Annotated in this window: 18 protein-coding genes; 11 read left to right on the forward strand and 7 right to left on the reverse strand. The window is 47.5% G+C overall.

The annotated features are described in order from the left end of the window. Positions 1-153: 153 nt before the first annotated feature. Both ELAC_RS11330 and ELAC_RS11335 read left to right on the forward strand, forming a co-directional pair. Positions 154-1509 (forward strand): DEAD/DEAH box helicase, encoded by a 1356-nt coding sequence (locus ELAC_RS11330; RefSeq protein ID WP_098039402.1) that lies wholly within the window; start codon positions 154-156, stop codon positions 1507-1509. A gap of 54 nt (positions 1510-1563) precedes the next feature. Continuing rightward, positions 1564-2733 (forward strand): leucine-rich repeat domain-containing protein, encoded by a 1170-nt coding sequence (locus ELAC_RS11335; protein WP_143406508.1) that lies wholly within the window; start codon positions 1564-1566, stop codon positions 2731-2733. Positions 2734-2753: 20 nt separating this feature from the next. Here the strand turns inward: ELAC_RS11335 and ELAC_RS11340 are convergent, their stop codons facing one another. Next, positions 2754-3542 carry a hypothetical protein gene (locus ELAC_RS11340; RefSeq protein WP_098039404.1) on the reverse strand — a complete coding sequence of 263 codons (789 nt, stop codon included), beginning with the start codon at positions 3540-3542 and terminating at the stop codon, positions 2754-2756. 31 nt (positions 3543-3573) lie between these two features. Then, positions 3574-4605, reverse strand: coding sequence for a protein-tyrosine phosphatase family protein (locus ELAC_RS11345; RefSeq protein WP_098039405.1), 1032 nt, complete (start codon positions 4603-4605; stop codon positions 3574-3576). A gap of 762 nt (positions 4606-5367) precedes the next feature. Between ELAC_RS11345 and ELAC_RS11350 the strand changes: the two genes are divergently transcribed. From ELAC_RS11350 to ELAC_RS11385, 8 genes are all read left to right on the forward strand, one after another. Next, positions 5368-6240: a polysaccharide pyruvyl transferase family protein gene (locus tag ELAC_RS11350; protein ID WP_098039406.1), complete on the forward strand. Its 873-nt coding sequence runs from the start codon at positions 5368-5370 to the stop codon at positions 6238-6240. 8 nt (positions 6241-6248) lie between these two features. Next, a complete protein-coding gene (locus tag ELAC_RS11355; protein ID WP_158227880.1) occupies positions 6249-7283 on the forward strand; it encodes a glycoside hydrolase family protein in 1035 nt (344 codons plus the stop codon). Between the two features lie 187 nt (positions 7284-7470). Beyond that, entirely contained in the window at positions 7471-8508 is a 1038-nt protein-coding gene (locus ELAC_RS11360) for a hypothetical protein (RefSeq protein WP_098039408.1), read from the forward strand. A 171-nt stretch (positions 8509-8679) separates the two neighbouring features. Beyond that, a complete protein-coding gene (locus ELAC_RS11365) occupies positions 8680-9765 on the forward strand; it encodes a glycoside hydrolase family 130 protein (protein ID WP_098039409.1) in 1086 nt (361 codons plus the stop codon). Positions 9766-9804: 39 nt separating this feature from the next. Further along, positions 9805-10467: a GntR family transcriptional regulator gene (locus tag ELAC_RS11370; protein ID WP_098039410.1), complete on the forward strand. Its 663-nt coding sequence runs from the start codon at positions 9805-9807 to the stop codon at positions 10465-10467. Between the two features lies 1 nt (position 10468). Further along, positions 10469-11845: an MATE family efflux transporter gene (locus ELAC_RS11375; protein WP_098039411.1), complete on the forward strand. Its 1377-nt coding sequence runs from the start codon at positions 10469-10471 to the stop codon at positions 11843-11845. A 638-nt stretch (positions 11846-12483) separates the two neighbouring features. Continuing rightward, the gene (locus tag ELAC_RS11380) at positions 12484-13071 is read left to right on the forward strand and encodes an MC/SLC25 family protein (RefSeq protein ID WP_098039412.1); all 588 of its coding nucleotides are present in this window, start codon (positions 12484-12486) and stop codon (positions 13069-13071) included. Beyond that, positions 13068-13286, forward strand: coding sequence for a hypothetical protein (locus ELAC_RS11385; protein WP_098039413.1), 219 nt, complete (start codon positions 13068-13070; stop codon positions 13284-13286). Before ELAC_RS11380 ends, ELAC_RS11385 begins: the two co-directional genes overlap by 4 nt. A 94-nt stretch (positions 13287-13380) precedes the next feature. On the opposite strand, the gene ELAC_RS11390 is transcribed toward ELAC_RS11385, so the two are convergent. Further along, positions 13381-13956, reverse strand: a complete 576-nt coding sequence (locus tag ELAC_RS11390; RefSeq protein WP_098039414.1) for a hypothetical protein — start codon at positions 13954-13956, stop codon at positions 13381-13383. A gap of 171 nt (positions 13957-14127) precedes the next feature. Next, positions 14128-14655 carry a flavodoxin family protein gene (locus tag ELAC_RS11395; protein ID WP_098039415.1) on the reverse strand — a complete coding sequence of 176 codons (528 nt, stop codon included), beginning with the start codon at positions 14653-14655 and terminating at the stop codon, positions 14128-14130. Between the two features lie 186 nt (positions 14656-14841). Here ELAC_RS11395 and ELAC_RS11400 point away from each other — a divergent pair, with 186 nt between their 5' ends. Then, complete coding sequence (locus tag ELAC_RS11400; RefSeq protein ID WP_098039416.1) at positions 14842-15279, forward strand: acyl-CoA thioesterase; 438 nt, start codon at positions 14842-14844, stop codon at positions 15277-15279. A gap of 131 nt (positions 15280-15410) precedes the next feature. Here the strand turns inward: ELAC_RS11400 and ELAC_RS11405 are convergent, their stop codons facing one another. The 3 genes from ELAC_RS11405 to ELAC_RS11415 form a co-directional block, all read right to left on the reverse strand. Next, on the reverse strand, positions 15411-16784 hold the full coding sequence (locus tag ELAC_RS11405) for an F-box/SEL1-like repeat protein (RefSeq protein WP_098039417.1): 1374 nt from the start codon (positions 16782-16784) through the stop codon (positions 15411-15413). Between the two features lie 8 nt (positions 16785-16792). After that, a complete protein-coding gene (locus ELAC_RS11410) occupies positions 16793-18898 on the reverse strand; it encodes an ankyrin repeat domain-containing protein (protein ID WP_098039418.1) in 2106 nt (701 codons plus the stop codon). A 78-nt stretch (positions 18899-18976) separates the two neighbouring features. Next, positions 18977-21058, reverse strand: a complete 2082-nt coding sequence (locus tag ELAC_RS11415; protein WP_098039419.1) for an ankyrin repeat domain-containing protein — start codon at positions 21056-21058, stop codon at positions 18977-18979. Positions 21059-21111: the final 53 nt, after the last annotated feature.

Raw genomic sequence — 21111 nt, forward strand, 5'->3', positions numbered from 1 at the left:
GAGCATCTTGTGATGCCTGTGTACGCTTTGGGGCAAAGCTCTTCTACTCTCCGGATGGAGAGTGGTCAAGTGAATCCCCATGAGGACCGTTTTTCTCTTCGGCCCGGCTCCCTATTTTAACAAACATGATCCAAATATAAGGTAATCAATCATATGACAACTACTTTTGAAACTTTAGGAATACCCTCTGCTCTGATGCGTTCGCTAGAAAAACGCGGCATCACGGCGCCAACCCCCATTCAAGAGATGGCCATCCCGGTCGCTTTAACCGGTAAAGACCTCTTTGCGTCCGCCGCCACAGGCTCCGGAAAAACCATCGCTTACTTAATCCCTGTTCTTGCCAACTTAATGGAAGACAAAGAGTCCAGTGCATTGATCTTGGCTCCCACCAGAGAGCTGGCTCAGCAGATCAATGATGAGATCCTTAAACTGATCAATCACGCAGCTCCTTTTAAGATCGCCCTGCTCATCGGTGGCAGACCCTACTTTAAACAAGAGATCGATCTTAGAAAAACCCCTCGTTTTATCGTTGGAACTCCCGGACGTGTGCGCGATCATCTCGAGCGCGGCACCTTGAAGCTGGAAAAGACTAGCTACTTCATTCTTGATGAAACAGACCGGATGCTCGATCTCGGGTTTAGCGACGATCTAGCGGCAATCGCCAAAAAACTGCCGGCCCAGAAACAGACCCTGATGTTTTCGGCTACCATGTCCCCGACAATTGAGCAGATGTCCAAAAAGTGGTTGACCGATCCAGTGCATTTGGCTGCTGATACAGCGATGCAGCCTTCGCAAAACATCAAAGAAGAGTCAGTTCATGTCACAACCGACAGAAAGTTTGATACTCTTCTCGAGGCACTAGGCCAGAGGGAAGGATCCGTTATCGTGTTCGTCCGCACAAAAATCGGCGCTGAAAACCTCGCCCGTAAACTGAGGGACGAAGAGCATCTCGCCGAAGCTATCCACGGTGACCTGCCTCAGCGAAAGCGTGACCGAGTTATCAAATCATTCAGAAATCAGCGAAGCAGGATCATGGTCGCGACAGATGTTGCGTCAAGAGGTCTTGATATTCCCCATATCATGCATGTCATCAATTTCGACTTGCCTGAATGTGCAGAAGATTACATCCACCGCGTCGGTAGAACAGGCCGTGCCGGTAAAGAGGGTTTTGCCCTGTCATTCATTTCCCCAGAAGAGAAAAAGTTCTGGAGAGCGATAAAAAAACTCTCCGGCGGCCAGGACGAAGATGAGGGCGAAGAGCGTGGTTCAAGACGCGGTCCTCCGAGAGGAAGACGCTCCTTCTCCGGTCCAAGAAACGGCTCATGGAAACCAAAACGCCGTTTTGGTGGTCCAAGAGAGGGTTCCGGTGGTGAAAGAGAGAGCTTTGGCGGTAGGCGCGAAGGCTTTGGCGGTCAAAGAGAAGGTTTCGGCGGTCAAAGGGAAAGCTTTGGCGGCCCAAGAGGCTACTCTGCTAATAAGAGGGCCCCTAGATTCAATAAAGTTGATTAATTAATCAATTTTAATTTAAAATGTTCTTTTGTTTTGCCGAATGGTTAATATAAAATGAACGTTTTATCGGAATTATCTAGCTCACAAATATTCCCCTCCTCACCTAATGGGGAGGGGTATGACACCCCTTCACTTCCCCTAGAAGTCACCTACACCATTTTAGAACAGATCGCAGAATGCGCTGACACAAGGCAGCAACTGGAACGTGATGTAAAAGCGTTCATGATCGTTCAAGCTCAAATTTTCAAACGCAACGCTCCTGAGTTTTTTGCTGGCGACCAGCTGGGGTTCATGACCGTACAAAAAACTATTGCTCATGCCCTTGCTTTCAGCAAGCTTCATGCGTGCAATGCTGGCACACTAACACCCCATTCTCTGGGAATTCAAAATTACAACGATCTCCTCTCTTTTATCAAAGGATCGGGCAAATTTTTAAAAACTCTTAAAATAAACCGCTTTGGGATTCGCCTTACCGATGAAAGGGCTCTGCAGCTTAGCGCTCTTTGTCCTGCACTGAAACGGCTCGATCTGTGGGTGTCTCCACTTTCGGATGTGGGCCTTGAAGGTTTGATCCAGGGAAAAAAAATAACCAGTTTGAAGGTCTCCGGACACAGGTTATCTTCAGCGTTCATCGCAAGTTTGGCAAATCTCCCCTTGACTGAGCTCTCGATAGATGCCGCCAGGCAGTGCGAAGATGAAGCCGTACAAGCCCTGTTGCAGAATAAAAAACTGAAGCGCCTCAGCCTCTCTTATGCAGATCTGCTTACCGACCGGGCATTTGCCGGGCTTGAAAATTCCTCGCTTGAGTCGATTGATTTGACAGGTCTTGAAGGGTTGACAGACGAAGGCGTAAGGGCGCTTATGAGGGCTCCCAAGCTTACTCGGGTAGCTCTAAGGTCGATGCCGCAGGTGGCAGGTTCCGCATTCAGCGAAGACGGCGAGTTCAGGCAAAGAATTGAAGTACTTAACCTCACGGGTAGTGCGATCGAGAATGACTCTCTTGCGGGGATTGCCAAATTCTCGGCTCTATCCCTGTTGGTACTGGATTGCTGTGAAAAAATCACCCCTACGGCTGTAGCCTTATTGGATGCGCCGTTGATCGGGACAGTCAGCCTTAAAAATATGCAGAAGAAAAAGAAACTTCTCGCCCTGCCTTTTGTCCATCATGCATTGGATTCCAATGAATGGCGGCTCGCGCGGCGGGCGCAAACTGAAGAGTTCTGATCGATCAGAGCCGCTAGGGCCTATAGCTCCTTTGTATAAAATGCAAAGGTGTGTCTCTCTTCCCCTAAATCCAAGTGAATCAAAATGAATTGAAGATCTTTTTCAACAGTCTTTGGGATCTCGATTTGAAAATTGGCAGCGAAATTCTCGTCGGGGTAAATCGTTTGCGCATCGAAATAGTGACTGTGCATGTCTTCTTCAAATATTTGCTGGCGGGCGACAATAGCGCTGTTCCTTGCAGAGGCTTCGTGTCGAACGGCTCGCAGTGCCCGTTGCCGCTCGGCTTCATTGTGGATGACGCCGCATGAGGTGTAGGTCGCTGCGGACTCCACGTTGATCGGCCGGCCCCTCCTTTCGTCTCCTTGATACCTTACCCGTTCGCGTTTCCGAGTTACTGTGTGGATGGTGGTATCGCCGGCGTTATTTGCCCTGTCAGCCTCGAGACACTCAACTAGTCCGGAGGCGAACAGGTTCCAACGGGTCTGTTGCTTTTTACTGCGAATGAGCTCTCTTTTCGGAATAATGCGTAGCGGTCTGCCCATTTGATCGGTTGCTGTCAGGCTTTCGAAGTACAGATTCACAGGCCTGTCTCCGTAGTGGGTGATCGAAAAGAAAAAGTTGGCTCTTCTGCCTCTGATAGTTTCTTGTGTCTGGTAGATGAGCACATCATGAATTTTAGACGACAGAAGCATGACGCCACCGTTCTCTAAAATCTCTTCTTGATCTTCATATTTTGTAGGATGAATGCTCCTCTCGGAAAAGAGAGGAGCGGACAGTAAAAGTATCAGGGCGATTAGTCGGTGGCGCATGGGAATCCTCAGTAGCGGCTATGTGTATAATCTAGCGTTCATTTTTCTCAGGGTCGGTAGCCTCAGCGACAATTTTAGGCACGAGCCGCCTTACCTGATTCTTTTGTGTTTCTGTTTCCGGGGCGTTGTACTGGGGGTTGATCCTGATTTTGTGATAGGTATTGACCTTCTTCAGCGCTGTCTCGGCATCAAGCCCGAACAAAGCGGCTAGGACGATAGACGAGATCGTGCCTGTGCGCCCGTTACCTCCCCAGCAGTGAATATAGGTTTTCATTCCGGGCTTTGTGATAGCAGGCAAAAGGGTCTCTAACACGAAATGGTAAACATCGTTGTCGGGTGCGATGCTGACGTCGCGGATGCCAAAATGAAGGAACTGTGGTGTCGTCAGCTTGAGTTCACGGGCAATTCTAAGGGCTGTTTCCTGATAGGGTGTAAACGAAGCGTCTAGCTCATCTTGTTTTTGCAAGCAGACGATCTGGTTGATCCCCAGTTCTTTTAGGAGAATGGGTAATTTAATTTCGGCACCCAGATCTGTATGGTCGTAGGGATTGTCTCCGGGATAGCTACCCATGTAAATTGTGCCCGATGGCTCAAGAGGATTGACTTTGGGGATGAGGTGTTGGTGGGGAGCGACCAGGAGATGCATGTTCGACTCAAACTTTTCGAGCGTTTCAAGGGTCCCCCAGCGCTCGGTCCACAGGCTGTCAATTTCTTCAATTTGCTGCAGTTGTTCAGATGTATAGGTATAGGCAGGTGAGAAGTAGAAGTCGTCACTAAAGTCCAATTCGTCGTTGTCCGTAGCCAACCCTTGGCTGCTTGCTGAAGTGGAGGTGATGGCAGTCTGGCTGGAAGAGGAGGTTGTTCTTTGCAACTTCAATTCTTTAACTGCTTTTTGAGGTGATGCATCTTCGGCTTGCGCTTTGTGCTTGTCTGAGTGAAAAAGAGCGCCTAGTGAATGGAGTGCTTTTGCAATTTTATCTTTCTTTGACTGTTTTTGCGGGGGAAATTCTGCGTCGCTGGGATTCTCCGCTGATCCGGTCCTGTACTGTTCTACTGGTAACATAAATTTCTCCCTGTCTGTAGTTTTTTAGTGGGTATAATCTTAATAGTAAGTAAATATATGAATAATTTCAATAAATGATTTTCGTTAATGTGTGTTTATTTGTTTTTAATAAATACTGTATTTGTTTTTAAAAAAATAATTTAAATTTGAGAGCGTTGCGCAATCGAAAGGTCGTGCGTGAGGTGATATTCCACATGGTATTCTGCAAGCGCTTCAAAACATGGCTTTCGTGGGGGCAAAATCACAAATTTTGAGACTTTTTCGCAGAAGAGAATTCGTCGGTCAGAGGTTATACATTGCGGGAAGAGTGGTATAGGTTCCGGTGGAATAGAAACTAAGCGCCACTCTGGCAAATTTTGCGCACCCCATTTCAGTGGCGAGGCTATATCATCCGAGTCTCTTTCAGGAGTAGTTGAAGATAATAAAATCAGTGGGGCTTTTCAATCCGGATCCTGAGGAAATGGATGTGAATTTAGCTGAGTGATCCATTGCTGAGGCGTCTTAAAACTGAATTCGTAGGACTTGACGCAAACCGAAAGTGTCTCAAAATTTGGCTTTAGGCTTTTAGGAAGCGCACCCGATTGAGGCATAGCAACAGACCGAATAGTGGAGATATGAGCTGGAATGCCGTTTCGCGCTACTTTCGGTATAAACCACTGCTGGAGATGACCTTTAAACTCTGAGTGTCTCTGAGATGAAATAATTAATTGAAGAATAGCTTCCAATTTGTTATAGAGGTTTTTTAACCGCTGACAATGGTATATGAAAGCATTATTCATCATCACGATATCCCTTTTTTGCTCTTTTTGCGGACATGCGGAAGAGGTTGGAAAGGCTGGGCTGCCCCTTTACTGGTGGCAGCAAAAAGCATTTGTTAACTTTGGAGATTATATCTCCCTCAAACTGGTTGAGAGGATTGTAGGGGAGCCTGTAAAGACATTTCAGCGCAAACCCGCCAATAATCCAAAGAAGCTCTTGGCGCTGGGATCTATCCTTTCGTTTGCAGACGATGGTGATGTGATTTGGGGGACGGGTCTCAACGGCAAACTGCCTGAAAAATCCAGCTATAGGTTTAAAAATCTTGATGTGAGGGCTGTTAGAGGTCCCATCACAAGGGCATTCCTTCAAAATTCCTTCAGTATACCCGTTCCTGAGGTGTATGGGGATCCGGCGCTTCTCTTCCCCTATCTTTTTCCTGAGTTCTCAAAGAGTGAGGAACCTCTTTACGACTATATAGTGATCCCTCACTATACGGAGCTGCACCTCTTTCCCAGAGAGCTTTACAGTAACGTCGTTTACCCGACAGATCCATGGGATGTGGTTGTCAGGGCAATATTGCAGTCAAAGTTTGTGGTCTCCAGTTCCTTGCATGGCATAATCATAGCCGAAGCGTACGGGATTCCGGCACGTCTACTGCGCGTCACCGAGACGGAGCCTTTGCTGAAATATAACGACTACTACAGAGGGTCGGGAAGGGCGACGTTTGAATACGCCGAGTCAATTCAGGAGGCATTGGAAATGGGTGGAGAGCGCCCGATTCGATTTAATCCTGAGAAGCTTTATGAGGCTTTTCCATTCGAGTTTTGGTCGACGGAAGTGAGAATCAAACCTGATTTCAAAAGAGGAATTTTATGAGGAGCCCGTTGATCCAGTTTACACTTCTTTTGCAATTGGCCCTCTTTAGCCTCATTCGATGTTACTCGGCTCCCGATTATGTTAATCTGGAAGAGAGCGCTCAGGATTTTGTCTTGGAAACGAAGAGAATCATCATTCCCGGATATCCGGATGCCTTCAACCCCTCCATCGTCAAGTGGCAGGGGAAGAATTTGATGAGCTTCCGCTTCAGAGATAAGGAGACGGGTAATACCGATCCGGTCGGACTGGTTTGGCTGGACAGTCACTTTGAAGTCAAAGGCACACCGCAAATTTTACAAATCGACGAAGAAGGCAGAAGTTATCCGTCTCGCGCACAAGATCCCAGGCTCATTAAAATTGGTGAGAATCTATTTGTCGTCTACAGCAATGTGTTCTTAGAAGAGGGGAAAGAGGTACGGCGTGTGATGTACTCTCGCCTGATTTTTGACGGCTCCGCATTCTCTCTGCAAGATCCTGAGGCAATCCACGCCATCGAAGGCAAACCCTTGAAGCCAATCGAAAAAAACTGGGTGCCGTTTGTCTATAATAGGGAGCTCTATCTCTCTTATACCATTGTGCCCCACCGCGTTTATCAACCCGTCAAGGGAGCAGAGGCGTGTCGCTTGATTGCTGAGACCAAGGCAAAGATCGAATGGCCTTGGGGTGACATCCGAGGGGGAACCCAAGCGTTAAAGCTTGGAAACGAATACCTGTCTTTTTTTCATTGCTGGAAAGATATGTTTTCCGCTCACTCCAATGGCAAAAAAATCAGTCATTATTTTATCGCAGCCTACACCTTTAGCGCTGAGCCGCCCTTCGAGCTCAAGCGGGTGAGTCCGGAGCCGATCTTCGCCAAAGGCTTCTATCAAGAGCCGTATTACATCACATGGAAACCGCTACGTTGTGTTTTTCCCTGCGGTTATATTGTAGAAGGGGACAATATCTGGATTTCCTACGGTAGGCAAGATCACGAGGTGTGGGTCATGAAACTCGATAAGAAAGGGCTTCTGAAGAGCCTTGTGCCGCTAGAAACCGAATATTAACGCTCGTGTATAGCGAAAGTTTCTCTGGATTTGGAATTTTGGCTCGTCTAATTCTTCAGTGGATAAAAGATTGTGAATACCCTCATATTTCCAATATTAGGAGACTTGAGGCCCTTCAGTCGTAAAGAATGCCCTTTGCCAAACCAAAGTTTAAAACACTTTCGATACAACAACCTCTAAGAGCCATATGTATATCAATCTCTTGCTTCTGTTTGCTTTGCTGAGTTTTCCCCCGGCCCTTTTCGGTAACGAAGAGTTACCCGATCTTGAAAGCAATCTAAGCGACTTTGTGCGAGAAGTGAAGAAGATCGAAGTGCCCGGATATCCCCACGCATTCAATCCTTCAATTATCCGATGGAAAGGGAAAATTTTGCTCTCATTTCGTTATTTGCCGGATCTAAAAAATAAATTTCTGTCCTGCATCGGCCTGATGTTTGTCGATGAGAACTTCGAATCTGCCGGCGATCCTTATATCCTACCTCTCAAATTGTCCTCGGGATCTTTTCCCTCGAGGGCCGAAGATGGCCGCCTTCTCTATGTCGGCGAAAAGCTAATGCTGGTCTACAGTGATTGTAAAGATGTCAAAGTCTCAAGAGGAGGGTTCAGGGTATACATCACGGAACTTTTGCACAATGGATCGCAATTTGAGATAGGTCCTGAGATATGCTTGAATGAATATCCACAGAATGACCCCTCGAGGAGAGAGAAAAATTGGGTGCCTTTCGATTACAATGGAGAGTTGATGCTATCCTATAGCATTACACCCCATACTGTCTTCCACAACAATTGTAGAGCGGGTCGTTGCGACTTCATCTCCACCTCGAATAAAGCGGTTGATTGGTCCTGGGGTGAGCTTAGGGGCGGAACACCAGGATTACTTCTTGATGATAACCGCTATCTTTCTTTTTTTCATTCCTGGATTGATATGCCGTCAGTTCACTCTCAGGCTAAAGTGTCTTCTCATTATTTTATGGGGGCTTACACCTATGCTGCAGACCCTCCTTTTGATCTGCTTGAATGTAGTCCAGAACCTATTGTGGGAACGGGTTTTTATCACGGAGAATCATATACTCCTTATTGGAAACCTGTTGTAGCTATATTCCCATGTGGATTCTTGATGGACAGTAACTTTGTGTGGGTTGTCTACGGAAGGCAAGATCATGAGATGTGGGTGGTGAAATTGGATAAAAAACCCCTGTTGGATAGTCTTAAGACAGTGAATTGAGACAGATTTAATTCCTGATGAACAGCGTCCCTGGCAATTTATCCGCTAACTCTTTTGAGTTAAGCTGGCTTGGCGAATTCTTCTTCCAATTTAGTGAGTCTGTTATACTGCCGTAGGTTTACTAGAGCTTATTTACACGATAGGCTCGTTAATACGGATGCATAAGCTATCATGTCCCATTCCCTTGTCGCTAAGATTACCCCATTCCCTCCCTGGAAGCCCCTTTTGTTTCTCGCGGTCATCTGCCGTGCCCTCCTGCATTCCTCTCTCATTGATATAGAAGCCTCCTCGCAGTCTTTCGTCCTCGAGTCGAAAAAGATTGAAATCCCTGGATACCCTCACGCCTTTAATCCTTCGATCATTCGCTTTCAGGAAACGATCTACATGACATTCAGGGTCATGATTGCACCTGCTCGCTCCGCCTCCTCGCCCCACTTCGGATCAAGGATTGGCATTGTGGAGTTGAACGACGATTTTACCGTGAAGAGCGTTCCTCAGCTGCTCCGGATCGAATCACTTTTTCGCGAAGGCGAGCTTTCTGCCAATGCTGAAGATGCCAGGCTAATAGAAGTGGGTGGACGATTGTACATCGTATTCAGTGATACGGCCGATGCGGCACGTGAGTGGGGGTCATGGCGAGTTTTCATTGCGGAGTTGGATTGCCGCGGCAACTCGATTGAAATCGTGAGAGTTGACCCCATCCGGGATTTTCCCGGGGCTTCCAATCGACGCCGCGAAAAGAACTGGGTTCCCTTCGAATTTGAGGGGCATCTTCTCTTGTCTTACTCTCTTGCACCGCATCGCGTGTTTTTGCTCTCTAAAGAACAAGCCTCCTGCAGGGAGATATTCTCGTCAGACCGAGAGCTCTACTGGCCTTTCGGCGAAATGAGGGGCGGCACTCCCGCCTTGTTGATTGATTCTGATCGCTATCTCTCATTTTTTCACTCCTCCTGTCCGATGGCAACCATTCACTCCGACAGCGAGTCGATGCCGCACTATTTTTTCGGTGCTTATACTTTCTCTTCAAAACCCCCGTTTCACCTTTTATCCATCAGTCCCGATCCGATCGTGGGACTTGGGTTTTATACCTCGGCAAATTATGCCCCTTATTGGCATCCGGTGCGGGTTGTCTTTCCCTGTGGGTTTCTCATCGAAGCAGATCATTTTTGGGTCTTCTTTGGAAAACAAGACCATGAGTGTTGGGCTGTTAAGCTTGACCGGCAGCGGTTGCTCGATTCCCTTTCTCACTTGAAATAATATCGATAAAACGATATAATATCGATAAATTGGAGTTTTATGATCTTATCGCATCAGTGTTTCGATACATTGCTGAATTTAATTTTGACGGCCGAGCTGAAGCCGGGCGAAAAGTTAAAAGTGCTGCCGCTCTCAAAAAAGTTGAGGGTGGGCCCGACTCCGGTGCGCGAGGCGCTATCGAGACTCGCTGAAACAGGTCTTGTCGAAGCGACAGACAATAAGGGGTTCCGTGTCTCCGCAATCAGCGAAAGTGACATGCTTGATCTCTATGCCACCTATATCGACCTTGAAACTCTTGCGATTACCAAGGCGATAGAGAGAGGGGATAAGAACTGGGAGGCGACGATCGTTGCCGCGCTCTACCGCCTTAAAGAAGCTGAAGAGGGGGTTTTGATTGATGAGAGCAACTACCTTGAGTGGACAGAGCTTAACAGGGTTTTTCATGAAGCACTGGTGAGTGGCTGCGGGTCTAAGACTCTGATGGAGATTCGAGCGTTCCTTTTCAAGAAGTTCGAAAGGTACTGGAATGTTGCTTTTGGTGGGAAGGTATCTAAATTTCAAGTGAACCATACCGAGCATTCCGGTCTGGCTGATGCTTGTTTAAAGCGCGATAAGGCCCGCGCTGCATCCATGATTAGGCAGCATGTGGAAACAGGCTTAAAAAGAATAATGGCAGAACTTAAAGAAAAGAAGATGATTTAAGATGAAACCTTCATATCAACTGACAAAACATCCCCTGGGATCGATCAGAGAATTTTGGGCTATGTCATGGCCGCTGATGATCGGCCTGATGTCCTCAACGCTGATGATGTTTGCAGACCGCCTTTTCCTCTCCCGATTCGATCCGATGGCACTGAATGCTGCCGCGAGCGGAGGTATTGCCTACTATATGTTCTTAGTGATGCCGATGGGCGTCGCAGCCATTTCAGAGGTCTTGGTAGGTAGGCTGCATGGCGAAAACTCCTGTGCCCGTGCCGGAAGTTCTGTTTGGCAGTTTATCCACATGGCGCTTCTCTCCCTCCCGGTTTTTCTCTTGATCAGCTGGGCGGCCCCTGGGTTGATTTTTTTCGGGAGCGGCAACACCGAGTACGAGACGGCCTATTTCAGCACGCTTATGCTCTTCGGTCCCGCGCAATTGATACAGATTTCTCTGGCGGGTTTCTTTATTGCCATTGGCAGTGTCCGTATCGTGACCATAACCGCCCTGATTGGCAATGCCATCAATATTATTCTCGATTGGCTGCTTATTTTTGGAGCGGGCAGTATTCCCGCACTGGGTGTGGAGGGAGCGAGTCTTGCCACGGGGATTGCACAATCATGCCAAGTTCTGCTCCTCTTGCTTGTCTTTTTAAGTTCCGGCTACCGCAAGGAATATGGCACAGCCTCAATCGGCATCAGCAGAGGGGTGATGAAAGAGGGACTGTCGATCGGTATGCCGTCGGGTCTTGGACATCTGATGGAAGTGATTTGCCATTTTTTGTTCTTCCGGATGATTATGTCGGTGTCTCAAGAGCAGATGAGCCTTGTCGCCATGGTGCAAAGCTTTTATGTACTGAGTTCGTTCATTATCGAGGCAGAGTCTAAAGCTGCGGGGGCTATCGCCTCCAATTTACTCGGAGGAAAGGCTTACAGTTATCTTGGGAAGGTTCTGAAGTCAGCATTCTCCCTGCATACCCTCTTTTCGTCGGGCTTAATGTTGATTGCTATACTATTTCCAGGCGCCCTATTGAAATTGTTCCTGGCTGAAGAGAACGTGGCATCGTTTACCAGAAGCGGCTTTGACGCTTCCTTCACAACAGCGCTGTTTTACATGTCCCTCTTTTTCCTGCTGGACGGACTCAGCTGGATTCTGATCGGCTTTATTCAGGCAGCCGGTGATACACGCTACATCTTTTACGTCAGTGCCTCCGTGCACTGGATCGCCTATATACTGCCGACAGCCTGGTTGATTTATCTAGGGAAGGGAGGCGCCGATGTGGCGTGGATGATCATTGCTTCGATGAGCTTTTTTACCTTCTCCCTCTATTTTATCCGCTACTGGAGAGGGTCTTACTTAAAGGCATATCAAGCATCCGTATAGACATTAAAAAAAGGGGAGGGGTGCGGCCTTCTTTCTTCAAGTCCTTGCGTATAAATTCCATTTCAGATATCATGGCTGCATGGAAAACCAAAAACATTCCCACTTCCAATCTGACGCAAGTCCTAAGGCTCACCTGCAAAGCATTTCAGGTTCCCTTAGCATTTTCGCTCTCTCCCTTATTCTTGTGCGTTAGCGCGCACATACATTAATCCCTATTATAACACATCCGTCAGTTACCAAAATAAGGCTTGATATGAGGGCCGGAAGCCGCATATAGAAAATACCCGGCACTTAGAAAAATACCATAAAATCAAAGGATCATTGCAGCCATGAATACATCTCGTTGTGATACACCGCACAGGGATCAACCCTACGCATCGTATGCGTCGAACTTAAAGTTTGCCTCCTCCCTCCTTTTTTTCTCTTTCCTTCCCTTTATTCTTGTGTGCTAGCGCACACATTCACACATCTCTTTAGATCATTTTTTAGTTAACTTTCAGACAGCGCCTTAAAAGGCTCTGTTCGGAAAGCCACCGCCTGCACGCAAATGTCCGTCTATCGGCATTTGTGATGCTTGTACCGATTTGCCTCGAAATCGAGCGAGGATTAATTTTTGTTATTATTATAAGGAGTAAACTATGTCTACACAAATCAATGAAAAACAAAGCGTAAAACCGTTCTGGCAAGATTTATTTGCGGGGGGACTCTCAGGGGTGGCTACAGTGGGTTTGCTGCAGCCCATGATCTATTACAAGAACATGTCGCAGGCAAGATCGATTGAATCGCAATCAACAACTCTCGCAGGAAAAATGTGGACGTTCAGCCCGCGGGCTTTGTATCGCGGTGCTGGGGGCTTCGCGGCGAGTTTTGCCCCGACAATCGCCCTGCAGACCGTCGCGAATAGTGTCTTCGCAAACTGGATGAATCCTCTTGCGGCAGCAGCCTTGGCCGGAGCGGCCTCCAGCATCGTCGTCAACCCGGCGGAGCTGATCATGATTCAGCAGCAAAAAACAGGGAAATCTTTTCTCCAGACGATGAAGATCTTGGTTAAAACCGCAGGGCCTCAGGTTTTTTTCCGCGGGCTTGTTTATACAGCGGGCCGAGAAGTTGCGTTTACGGGGGCTTATCTCGGTTTGACCCCCTATATGAAGGAGCGCTTTAAGCAAATGGGGGCCGCACCCGGTCCGGCACATATGGCTGCCGCCCTGGTGTGGCTGCCGCCATGATATCGGGTCTTTTTGCAGGCATCTTCAGCCAGTCGTTAGACACTTATAAGACAAGGCTGCAGAGGGATTTGAGCTATGCTGAGAGATTTTCGAGCATCTGCTTCACTAAACAGGCATTTGCGGGTTTGGGGTGGAGATGTGCGATGATCATCACCGCGACGACAGCTCTCCCGTATGTTCAGGGAAAAATCAAACAGCTGCTGAATAATCAATAAGCTGAAAATGCGCCTGCTTGCAATCAAAAGCTGGCTTTTACATCGGAAGGTGTCTCAAAATTTGAGACACTTTCCGGTATGCATCGGTTCGCTATCAGTATTTTAGCAAAGGAGAGGAAGCTAAACGGTCAATCCAGATCTTTCGGGTTACCGCGTCTAAAGTCGCTACCCTCTTTTCATAGGCAATGCGGTGAAAGCCCCTGTCTGTTGAAATGATGCGGACAATCTCGTGCTGAGGGTCAATACCGTCGGCCCCCCTTGGGAGGATCCATTCATAGAGATAGTCTGTCTCGCCATCCTTAAGTACATTCCAGCGCAGCTCCGGGTATTGCATACGAGCCTGCTTGTAGATATTGGTCGCCAGTTCCTTGGCAGTTGACGGCTTTATGTCCTTTAGCCTTTTGGCCATAAACTGCACTGTCAAAATTTCTGTGCGATTTTCCAGCTTTTGCATCTGGGGGATCCACTCGAATGTGGCGATGCCGTCGTCGGCAACAATTCGGTTCGCAAGTTTCCATTTGTCGCGTACTTCATCGTCCGGCACATTGATTTCCATGTGCTCGGAATAATCATATTTAGTGTTTTTCCCGAAATAGTCCGGAACGATATTGGCTGCCAGAGGGAGTGGAAAGATGAAAGCCGCTAGCAAAGGACGTATAAGTGAGATCATAAGAGTGCCTCAAAAGACTCATAAGTGCAGTGAAATTTTGATTTGATAGGCTGGCTGCCATCATATGAAAGCCCTCTTTTTTTTTCTATACCATATCCTGTAAGAGATTGACCATAAACAAATCAGGCGATTTAGCCTGCGACCGGTCGTTAAAGCTTATAGAACAGGGCACTAGGAAGAAAGGACGCCATTTTTTTTCAGAAGGGCTTTGAACTCTTTAACACGCCTTTCATTTTCCTTCATGAGATCCGGGTCTTTGCCGCTGTAGAAGTAAAAGCAGCCGCGGAAGTGCATACCCATATAGTCGGCGGTTTGAATGAAGGGCTCTTCAAATCCTTTGGGCATGCTGGTACCGAAAGAAGTGATTAAGTAGAGGTCTTTTCCTTTAAGCTTCTTGCCCAAGTCTTTTCTGAACGTCAGGAGATCGCTCCAGCGGTCGAGGAACGTTTTCATGACGGCGCTCATTGTGTACCAGTAAACCGGCGTCGCCAAGATCAGGGGATTGTGCTCGACGACCTTTTCCATCAGGGGGATAAAGTCGTCAGCTCTGTTTTCAAAATCATAATCGAAATACGTCATGTTGAGGGAGCTGAGGTCAACAAAGGGAAGGGGAGACGTGCCGGTTATCGTGTCGATTGCTTTGGCGGTGTGGCCATCCTTCCTTGAGCTTCCTAAGATGATAAGTGGCTTACTGTTCATGGATTTAAAATTAACGTTGAGTTATATCGAAAGTGTCTCAAAACGTGATTTTTGGCCTTATCATAGTCAAAAAGTCAAGTTTTGAAGCACTTTCGGAATATATGGCAGTCAGTATGCTAAATCATTGATGGACATCTTTTAAAGAAGAAGATCGTTGATGAGGGCTGCACAAGCTAATGGGGGTATATGGATCAGTATGTGAAAGAGATACAGGTGCGGTGGTCAGATTTTGATCCTAATCTTCACGCTACCCATTGGGCTTATTATCAATACGGAGCCCTCTCGCGCGTTGATTTTTTGAAGGAGAGGGGACTGACGCTGGAATACATGCACAAAGAAGGGTTTGGTCCCGTACTCTTTCGGGAAGAGAGCGTTTTTAAAAGGGAAATCCGGCCCGGCGAGCGTATTTTTGTGGCTTTGTTCCTTAAGAAGGCAAAGCGGGATTTTTCCCGCTGGACTCTGGAGCATCCCATTACCAAAGAGGACGGCACCTTGGCAGCAGTTGTGACAGTCGATGGAGCGATGATTGACCGCAGTAAGCGGAAAGTGATCATCCCACCTCCCTTTGTTGTCGAAGTGTTTTCACAGATGCCGAAATCCGAATCCTTCGAATGGATAGACTAGCGCCCCGGTAAGCGTAAAATCAGGGGATTGCTGTCTAAAGAAATTGGCATTGGGGCTTGTTCTTTGTCAAACCCAAATCTTGAGACACTTTCGCCATAGCCTCACTCGGCCAAAACGTATCAGAGAGAGAGCTATTCTATTCCTCGGGTGGTCTCGACTCGCGGTCTCTTCGCAGCGGGTGGATCCACCTCGCTGCAAGCGGGATGCGGCCGCGTCATTTTAATGAGTGCGGATGCAGCCCCGGAGTGCTTTGCATCACTGGCAGCTTGATACCACTTCTTTGCCTGTTCGAGATCCTTCATTACGCCAAAGCCCGATTCCAGGCAGAGCCCTTTGTGATAGGCCCCTTCCGCTAGCCCGGCTTCGGTCGCTTTGCAAAAAAGGGAATAAATCAATTCAGGAGAGGCATGTTCATCGTATGCTTTCAAGTAAAGTCCCAGCCGCAAAGAGCCTTCAGGGCAGCCCAAATCCTCGGCAGCAATGTAGCAAAGGCGCGCTCTTGTGAGATCGGCTTTTTTACCCACTCCATTCTCGAAGCATTTGCCCAGGCGCGTTGAGGCCAATCTGTTTCCTCTCTCGGCCGCCAATTGGTAGAAGGTGAACGCTCTTTCGTAATTTCGATTGCTGCGTAAGCCCTCCGCATCGATGTCAGCCAACGCGAGAAGGCCGGGAGGATAATTGTGGTTTGCAGATTGGCCAAGATGCTCCATGGCCGCCCTTTTGTTGTAAAAAGACGATCCGGGAAGGGAGTGGATTTTATAGAACAGAAAATGCAGGTGTCCCGATTGTGCAGAGAGCACATTAAACGGGTACAAAATCGCATATAACTCGGGCGTGACCTCTTGAGGGTCGTTTAATTGGAATACCGCTTCACCTATGCTAAGGGCAAGTGGGAGAGCTGTTTTTTTATACTCGTCAATTTTACTTAGCAAATCTGTAGAGGGGTTTGAAACGAGGGGGGAGGGGTGCTCATTCATGATGTAGATTGGACCTGGAGCGTCTCTGCTTCCATCGGAGCTAGTGGTAAGTTCAATAAGATTGAAAGGGTGGAGCTTTGTTCTGATGGTCTTAAGGGCATGATTGAGTTCTCGATCGAGAGGAGCGACCCTGAGAAATGGCTGTAGGACAGTGTTTGCAAGGCACGGTTTACCGCACTTAAACAACGCCTTGGCAAGGTCCATGGCGACCCCTTTCGCCAAGGTGAAATAGGCTGCTTTGGCTTGTCCTATTTTTTTTCTTTCGATGACGTACGTTTTAAACAGATCCGCGTAAAGGGGGGGGCTCCGGAACCTGTAATCGGTAATTTTAAATGGAAAGTAGCGTGAGACGCTGATCTTCCAGTAGTGGCTGTTTGACACCACCATGATGCAGCGATGAAAGATTTTACAGACACGGCTTTTGGTCACAAGATCTTTGGGCTCTATATCGCCTGAGTGGAACACCTGATCGAGAATCTCTTGCGGCAGCATTAAGATGTGCGTGGAATTAACGGTTTGAATCTGCATGGGTCACCTTATTCAGGACTTTTTCTTTTCTTTGTGTTTTGCTTGTTTTTTTTCGGCACGCTCGCGTGAGTATTTTTTGAAAAATGCTCAGGGCATTTTGTCTTAAGAATTTCTATGGATGGAAGATAGGAAGGGATGCCGCAATCTAGATTTTGATGGAACGCTTCATACTCTTCAAGCAGTTGCCTGCGCCTTGACTGACGATGTGCGCGTTTAATGGCGCGGGCGATTTCAATGGCTACATCCTTGTCAAGACCGGACAGCTCCTCTTCAAGAGCTGTGATAAGGATGCCAAGCTCCATTGATCCGAAGCTGGCAACAGGACAGTTGTCTGCCTGCTGGTTCTTTTGTGTGGCTATGAAGGGGCTTGCCTTGCCTCTTTCAATCCTTGTGTGAAAAAATTCCCGCGTGAACCGGTGGAGGTCATCGCCTTGAAGAGCTTTTTTTAATGCGATTTTTGTCTTTTTGTTAGACAGAACATGGCGACTGATCCCTGAGCGCTCTGCTAGGTCGTACCCCTTGTTGCAGAAGAGGACGACCGGCGGTTTAAAGATCAGGCCAATGCTATGCCTTGATTCAGCTTCCCCCGTTGACATGCTGGGGACAAAAGCAAAGAAACCGTTGGCGTCGACAAGATTTTTGATGGGCTTGAATTTTCTTAGTTTCCGATGGGTGAAAGCTGAACCAAGTGCTTCTCCGGTTATTTTAAATATTTTGGCCCATGTTTCCTCCGCTATTGCTTCCATCAACTGTACCGTCTGAGAGGATAGCTTCTCAGCGCTTGCGTGGCAAAGCACCTTCGCCTGAGACGGAGAATGAGCAATTCTTTCATAAAATTCGCTGGATTCTGTCTCGAGCCATCGGTAAAAGTCAGTCATACTGGTGATGCATCCGGATAGGGGGGCTTTTCCTTCCTCATTGGAGTAGTCAGCATCCGTCGAAAAACAGTTGGCGATTAGTTTTAAGAGTAAATATTCCCGAAACCAGTCTTCATGAAGCATTATCTTGACGATTTCAGAAACTTCTTCACATTTCAGGTTGTAGTGCAGGAGAGTCTCGATTAGTCGGATGGGTGTCGGCATCGCACTCTCTTCATCGCCCTGCGCCGTCAGGGAGCAGGTAATTCCTGCATCCATCATTTTTCGAAGGATCTCTTTCTTTTTTTCGAACGAGTATTGGCAAGTAATCAGGTTCTCAAAGAGGGAGTGATTGTGCCCACAGTTCTCAGTATCGATTCCCCACTTGGCGAAAATCGTGAAGATTTTAACCATTTCAGTCGGAGAATTGGACCAGTTCAGCAAGGCGAAGTATATCAGGTTATTTCCGTCTTTGTCGCAAGCGAGGGAGGGATTGAAATCTTCCCCGAGTCGCTCCAGCAGGTTTTCTAACATTTCCGCTGCATCTCCCTCGGCAAATTCCAGGCTTTTTAAAAGCTTGATGAACAGCTCCTCGGCCGCTTTTTGCCTATGCTCTTTCGGGATGTATGAAAAGTAGTCTGCAATGATCTCTGCACGGTCAGGGGCAGGGATGCCGGGCGTTTCGGCATGCTCGAGCAGGAAGTTTGCCAGTTCATGATGGGGGTTGTAGAATGTAAATCCTTTATTCGATAGAAGTTTGAATAGTTCTTTAAAGTTGTTTACATCGAGATTCCAGGAGCCTCCGAGGTGATCGAGAAATGTATTCCCTCTATTGCATCTGGCGTTGGGAGAGCATCCACCCTTAATTAGCAATTCCATGAGCTCGAAGAACTCCTCATCCGCCCATGCGCAGCAAGAAAGACAATGCAGCGGAGTCCAGAGGGTTGCCGGTTCACGGGCGTTGAGCAGCCCCCATCTCTTAATTTCCTTTAGCGCACCGGCGCGGTCACCCTCTTTTAATGCGGTGTGAAGTTTTGTGGTTCCGCTGGTGGGGTCCACCTTAAGCGAGGGTTTAAGAGCCTTGACAACCCGTTGCCTCTTTGGGTTTTTAATCTCTTGCCTATCAAATTGTGGCGCGAGTGTCTTGCGGCCGGCTGGGTAAGGTGCGACTTTGCTCCCTCTTTTGGAGGTCGAGTTTAACCGGCCCGAGGGGGCAACAAACCCTTTGGAGAAATCATTGAATTGGTTGACTTGCATCTGTTTGCATAGGTTAAAATATTTTGATTGAGCCTTCTTTTATCTGTGAGAAGTTTTTTTTGAAACACTTTCGGTATATCACTTATCTTCAGATCCCAAGAGGGGTACGCTCTTTTCTATGTCTTTTTCCTCTTGATTTACTCTTAGTATGGGTTCTTTAAGCGCTTCGAGGCGGAGATTGTTCATGAAAGGAAGGTATGAAGGCAAGCCCAAACCCTCCTGCTGATGAAATAATTCGTACTCTCTTATCAGTGTTTTCCTTCTCTCTAGGCGGTGCACCTTCTTAATGTTTTTTGCAATCTCGACGATGCTGTTTTGATCGGCCTCTGGCAGTGCTTGTTGTATGAGAGTGATCAGGATACCGAATTCAAGCGAAGACAGGCTTGCGACAGGGCAATTGCCTGTGGCCTGAGGTTTTTGGCTGACAACGTAAGGGGACTCCTTTCCCGCTTCATCCTCTATTCTTTCAGGAAAGTGTTCCCTTATAAACGGGTAGAGGTTCACACCTCGGACAGCTTCTTGGAAGATTGTATCTATCTTCTCTTGCGGGCGGCTATGGCGGCTGATGCCGGCGCGCTTTGTCAGGTCGTCTCCTTTGTTGCAGAAAAGGATTTCTCCAGGCTTGAAGAGGAGTCCAATCATGTGATTGAAATTGATTTTTGTAGTTCTTAAACTGGGGATCAAGGCTAACAGCTCCCCATTTTTGTGACGCGGCAGGGGAGAATTTGCGTGGAAATTTTTGCAATAGGCGCGCGAGAGCAATTCCCCGGTTTCTCTCAAAATTGGGTTCCACTGGCTGGGATCGATTTGCTGAATCAATTTTTTTGCTTCCTCATTCACTAAAGACTCAACTTGGCGAAGCAAGGATTCCAAACTATCCCCGGACTGGGTGACAGCTCCATAAAACTGCTTCGATTCTGTCTCGAGCCAATGGTAGAAGTCGATCCACGATGTCAAAGCTCCCGTGAGAGAAACTTTGCTATAAGTAAATCGCCATTCGGAATTGCTTGAGAAGCAGTTGGCGATCAGTTTCAAAAGCAGATACTCCCGGTACCAGTTGTTTTTATAATATATCTGCACCAAATCGGAAATCTCATGGCCCGGCAAGCTGCAGGTTAAAAGATATTCGATCAACATCACATGATCTGGCTTATAGTGAGGGATTTCCTCATAGGTGCGTACAGAAACAGACCACGATATCCCGACATTTAAGAGCTGTTGAAGCAGCTCTTTTTTCATCTGGAACGGCCATTGGAGACGGATGATGTTCTGGAAAAGCGAGTCTCCCTGGTGGCAATTGTGGATATCCACTCCATTTTCTTTGAGAGTTTTAACGATGCGGGCTTTCTCTTTGGGGTTGCTGAAGGGATTTCCAAAGATTAGATAGGCCTGGATCAGGTTGCCGCCGTAAGAGTCCCTTGCGAGTGCCGGGATAAACGTTCCTCTTAATCCCTCTAGCAGCTTTTCGATCAGTTCGGCCAGCTGGCTTTCATCGTACTGATGACTGCTTAGTAGCTGAAAAAAGAGCTTTTCTGCAGCGCTTTGTCTATACACCACCGGGATATAGGAAAAATAACTTAAGATAGCATCGATGCGCTCACTCACCGGAGTATTGGGTGTTGCAGCGCATTTGAGCAAAAACAGGGGGAGTTCTTGATGCGGGTGATAAAAAATGTGGTTGCTGCCCGCTATGAGTTTGAATATCTCCTTGTAGTCGCTGGTTTTGAAATTCCATGAGCGAGCCAGGCAGTCAAGGAAGGTGGAATTGCAGTGGCTTTTGGCGTTGGATGCGCATCCCTTTTTGAGGAGGAGGGAAAGCAGGTTAAAAAAATGTTCTCTATTCCAGGGGTAATAGCAAAGGCAGTGCAGCGGTGTGAATCCGGTAGCATATTCGCTCACATCCACCCCAATGTGCTGCTTGATTTGTGCAAGGGCGGTATCATACTCGCCTCTTTTCAATGCGATGTGCAGAGCTGTTGTTCCGCTCAGAGGATCCCTTGTGAGATTTTGCTGAACAACTGCATCAATGCGCAATTTTTTCAGGGGGGGATCGAGCCTTGCGAAGCGCGGCTGGTATGCTTTCCGGTTTGTAGCCGCTGTTTGATCGGCGGTCGTTAACGAGGGTGTATTTGAAATAGGGAGGAAGAAGTTGACTTGCATATATATAGATAATTGATAGGGTTTAGAAATTATTTAGGAAAGATGAGGTGTCT

It is taken from the genome of Estrella lausannensis (assembly GCF_900000175.1).
GTDB classification, from domain to species: Bacteria; Chlamydiota; Chlamydiia; order Chlamydiales; family Criblamydiaceae; genus Estrella; species Estrella lausannensis.

Bases quoted from the DNA above. Each gene is read 5' to 3' on its own strand.
- ELAC_RS11385 (WP_098039413.1), top strand. From the start codon at position 13,068: ATGATATCGGGTCTTTTTGCAGGCATCTTCAGCCAGTCGTTAGACACT.
- ELAC_RS11350 (WP_098039406.1), top strand. From the start codon at position 5,368: ATGAAAGCATTATTCATCATCACGATATCCCTTTTTTGCTCTTTTTGC.
- ELAC_RS11365 (WP_098039409.1), top strand. From the start codon at position 8,680: ATGTCCCATTCCCTTGTCGCTAAGATTACCCCATTCCCTCCCTGGAAG.
- ELAC_RS11380 (WP_098039412.1), top strand. From the start codon at position 12,484: ATGTCTACACAAATCAATGAAAAACAAAGCGTAAAACCGTTCTGGCAA.
- ELAC_RS11410 (WP_098039418.1), bottom strand. From the start codon at position 18,898: ATGCAAGTCAACCAATTCAATGATTTCTCCAAAGGGTTTGTTGCCCCC.
- ELAC_RS11400 (WP_098039416.1), top strand. From the start codon at position 14,842: ATGGATCAGTATGTGAAAGAGATACAGGTGCGGTGGTCAGATTTTGAT.
- ELAC_RS11340 (WP_098039404.1), bottom strand. From the start codon at position 3,542: ATGCGCCACCGACTAATCGCCCTGATACTTTTACTGTCCGCTCCTCTC.
- ELAC_RS11360 (WP_098039408.1), top strand. From the start codon at position 7,471: ATGTATATCAATCTCTTGCTTCTGTTTGCTTTGCTGAGTTTTCCCCCG.
- ELAC_RS11370 (WP_098039410.1), top strand. From the start codon at position 9,805: ATGATCTTATCGCATCAGTGTTTCGATACATTGCTGAATTTAATTTTG.
- ELAC_RS11330 (WP_098039402.1), top strand. From the start codon at position 154: ATGACAACTACTTTTGAAACTTTAGGAATACCCTCTGCTCTGATGCGT.
- ELAC_RS11375 (WP_098039411.1), top strand. From the start codon at position 10,469: ATGAAACCTTCATATCAACTGACAAAACATCCCCTGGGATCGATCAGA.
- ELAC_RS11405 (WP_098039417.1), bottom strand. From the start codon at position 16,784: ATGCAGATTCAAACCGTTAATTCCACGCACATCTTAATGCTGCCGCAA.
- ELAC_RS11415 (WP_098039419.1), bottom strand. From the start codon at position 21,058: ATGCAAGTCAACTTCTTCCTCCCTATTTCAAATACACCCTCGTTAACG.
- ELAC_RS11335 (WP_143406508.1), top strand. From the start codon at position 1,564: ATGAACGTTTTATCGGAATTATCTAGCTCACAAATATTCCCCTCCTCA.
- ELAC_RS11395 (WP_098039415.1), bottom strand. From the start codon at position 14,655: ATGAACAGTAAGCCACTTATCATCTTAGGAAGCTCAAGGAAGGATGGC.
- ELAC_RS11345 (WP_098039405.1), bottom strand. From the start codon at position 4,605: ATGTTACCAGTAGAACAGTACAGGACCGGATCAGCGGAGAATCCCAGC.
- ELAC_RS11390 (WP_098039414.1), bottom strand. From the start codon at position 13,956: ATGATCTCACTTATACGTCCTTTGCTAGCGGCTTTCATCTTTCCACTC.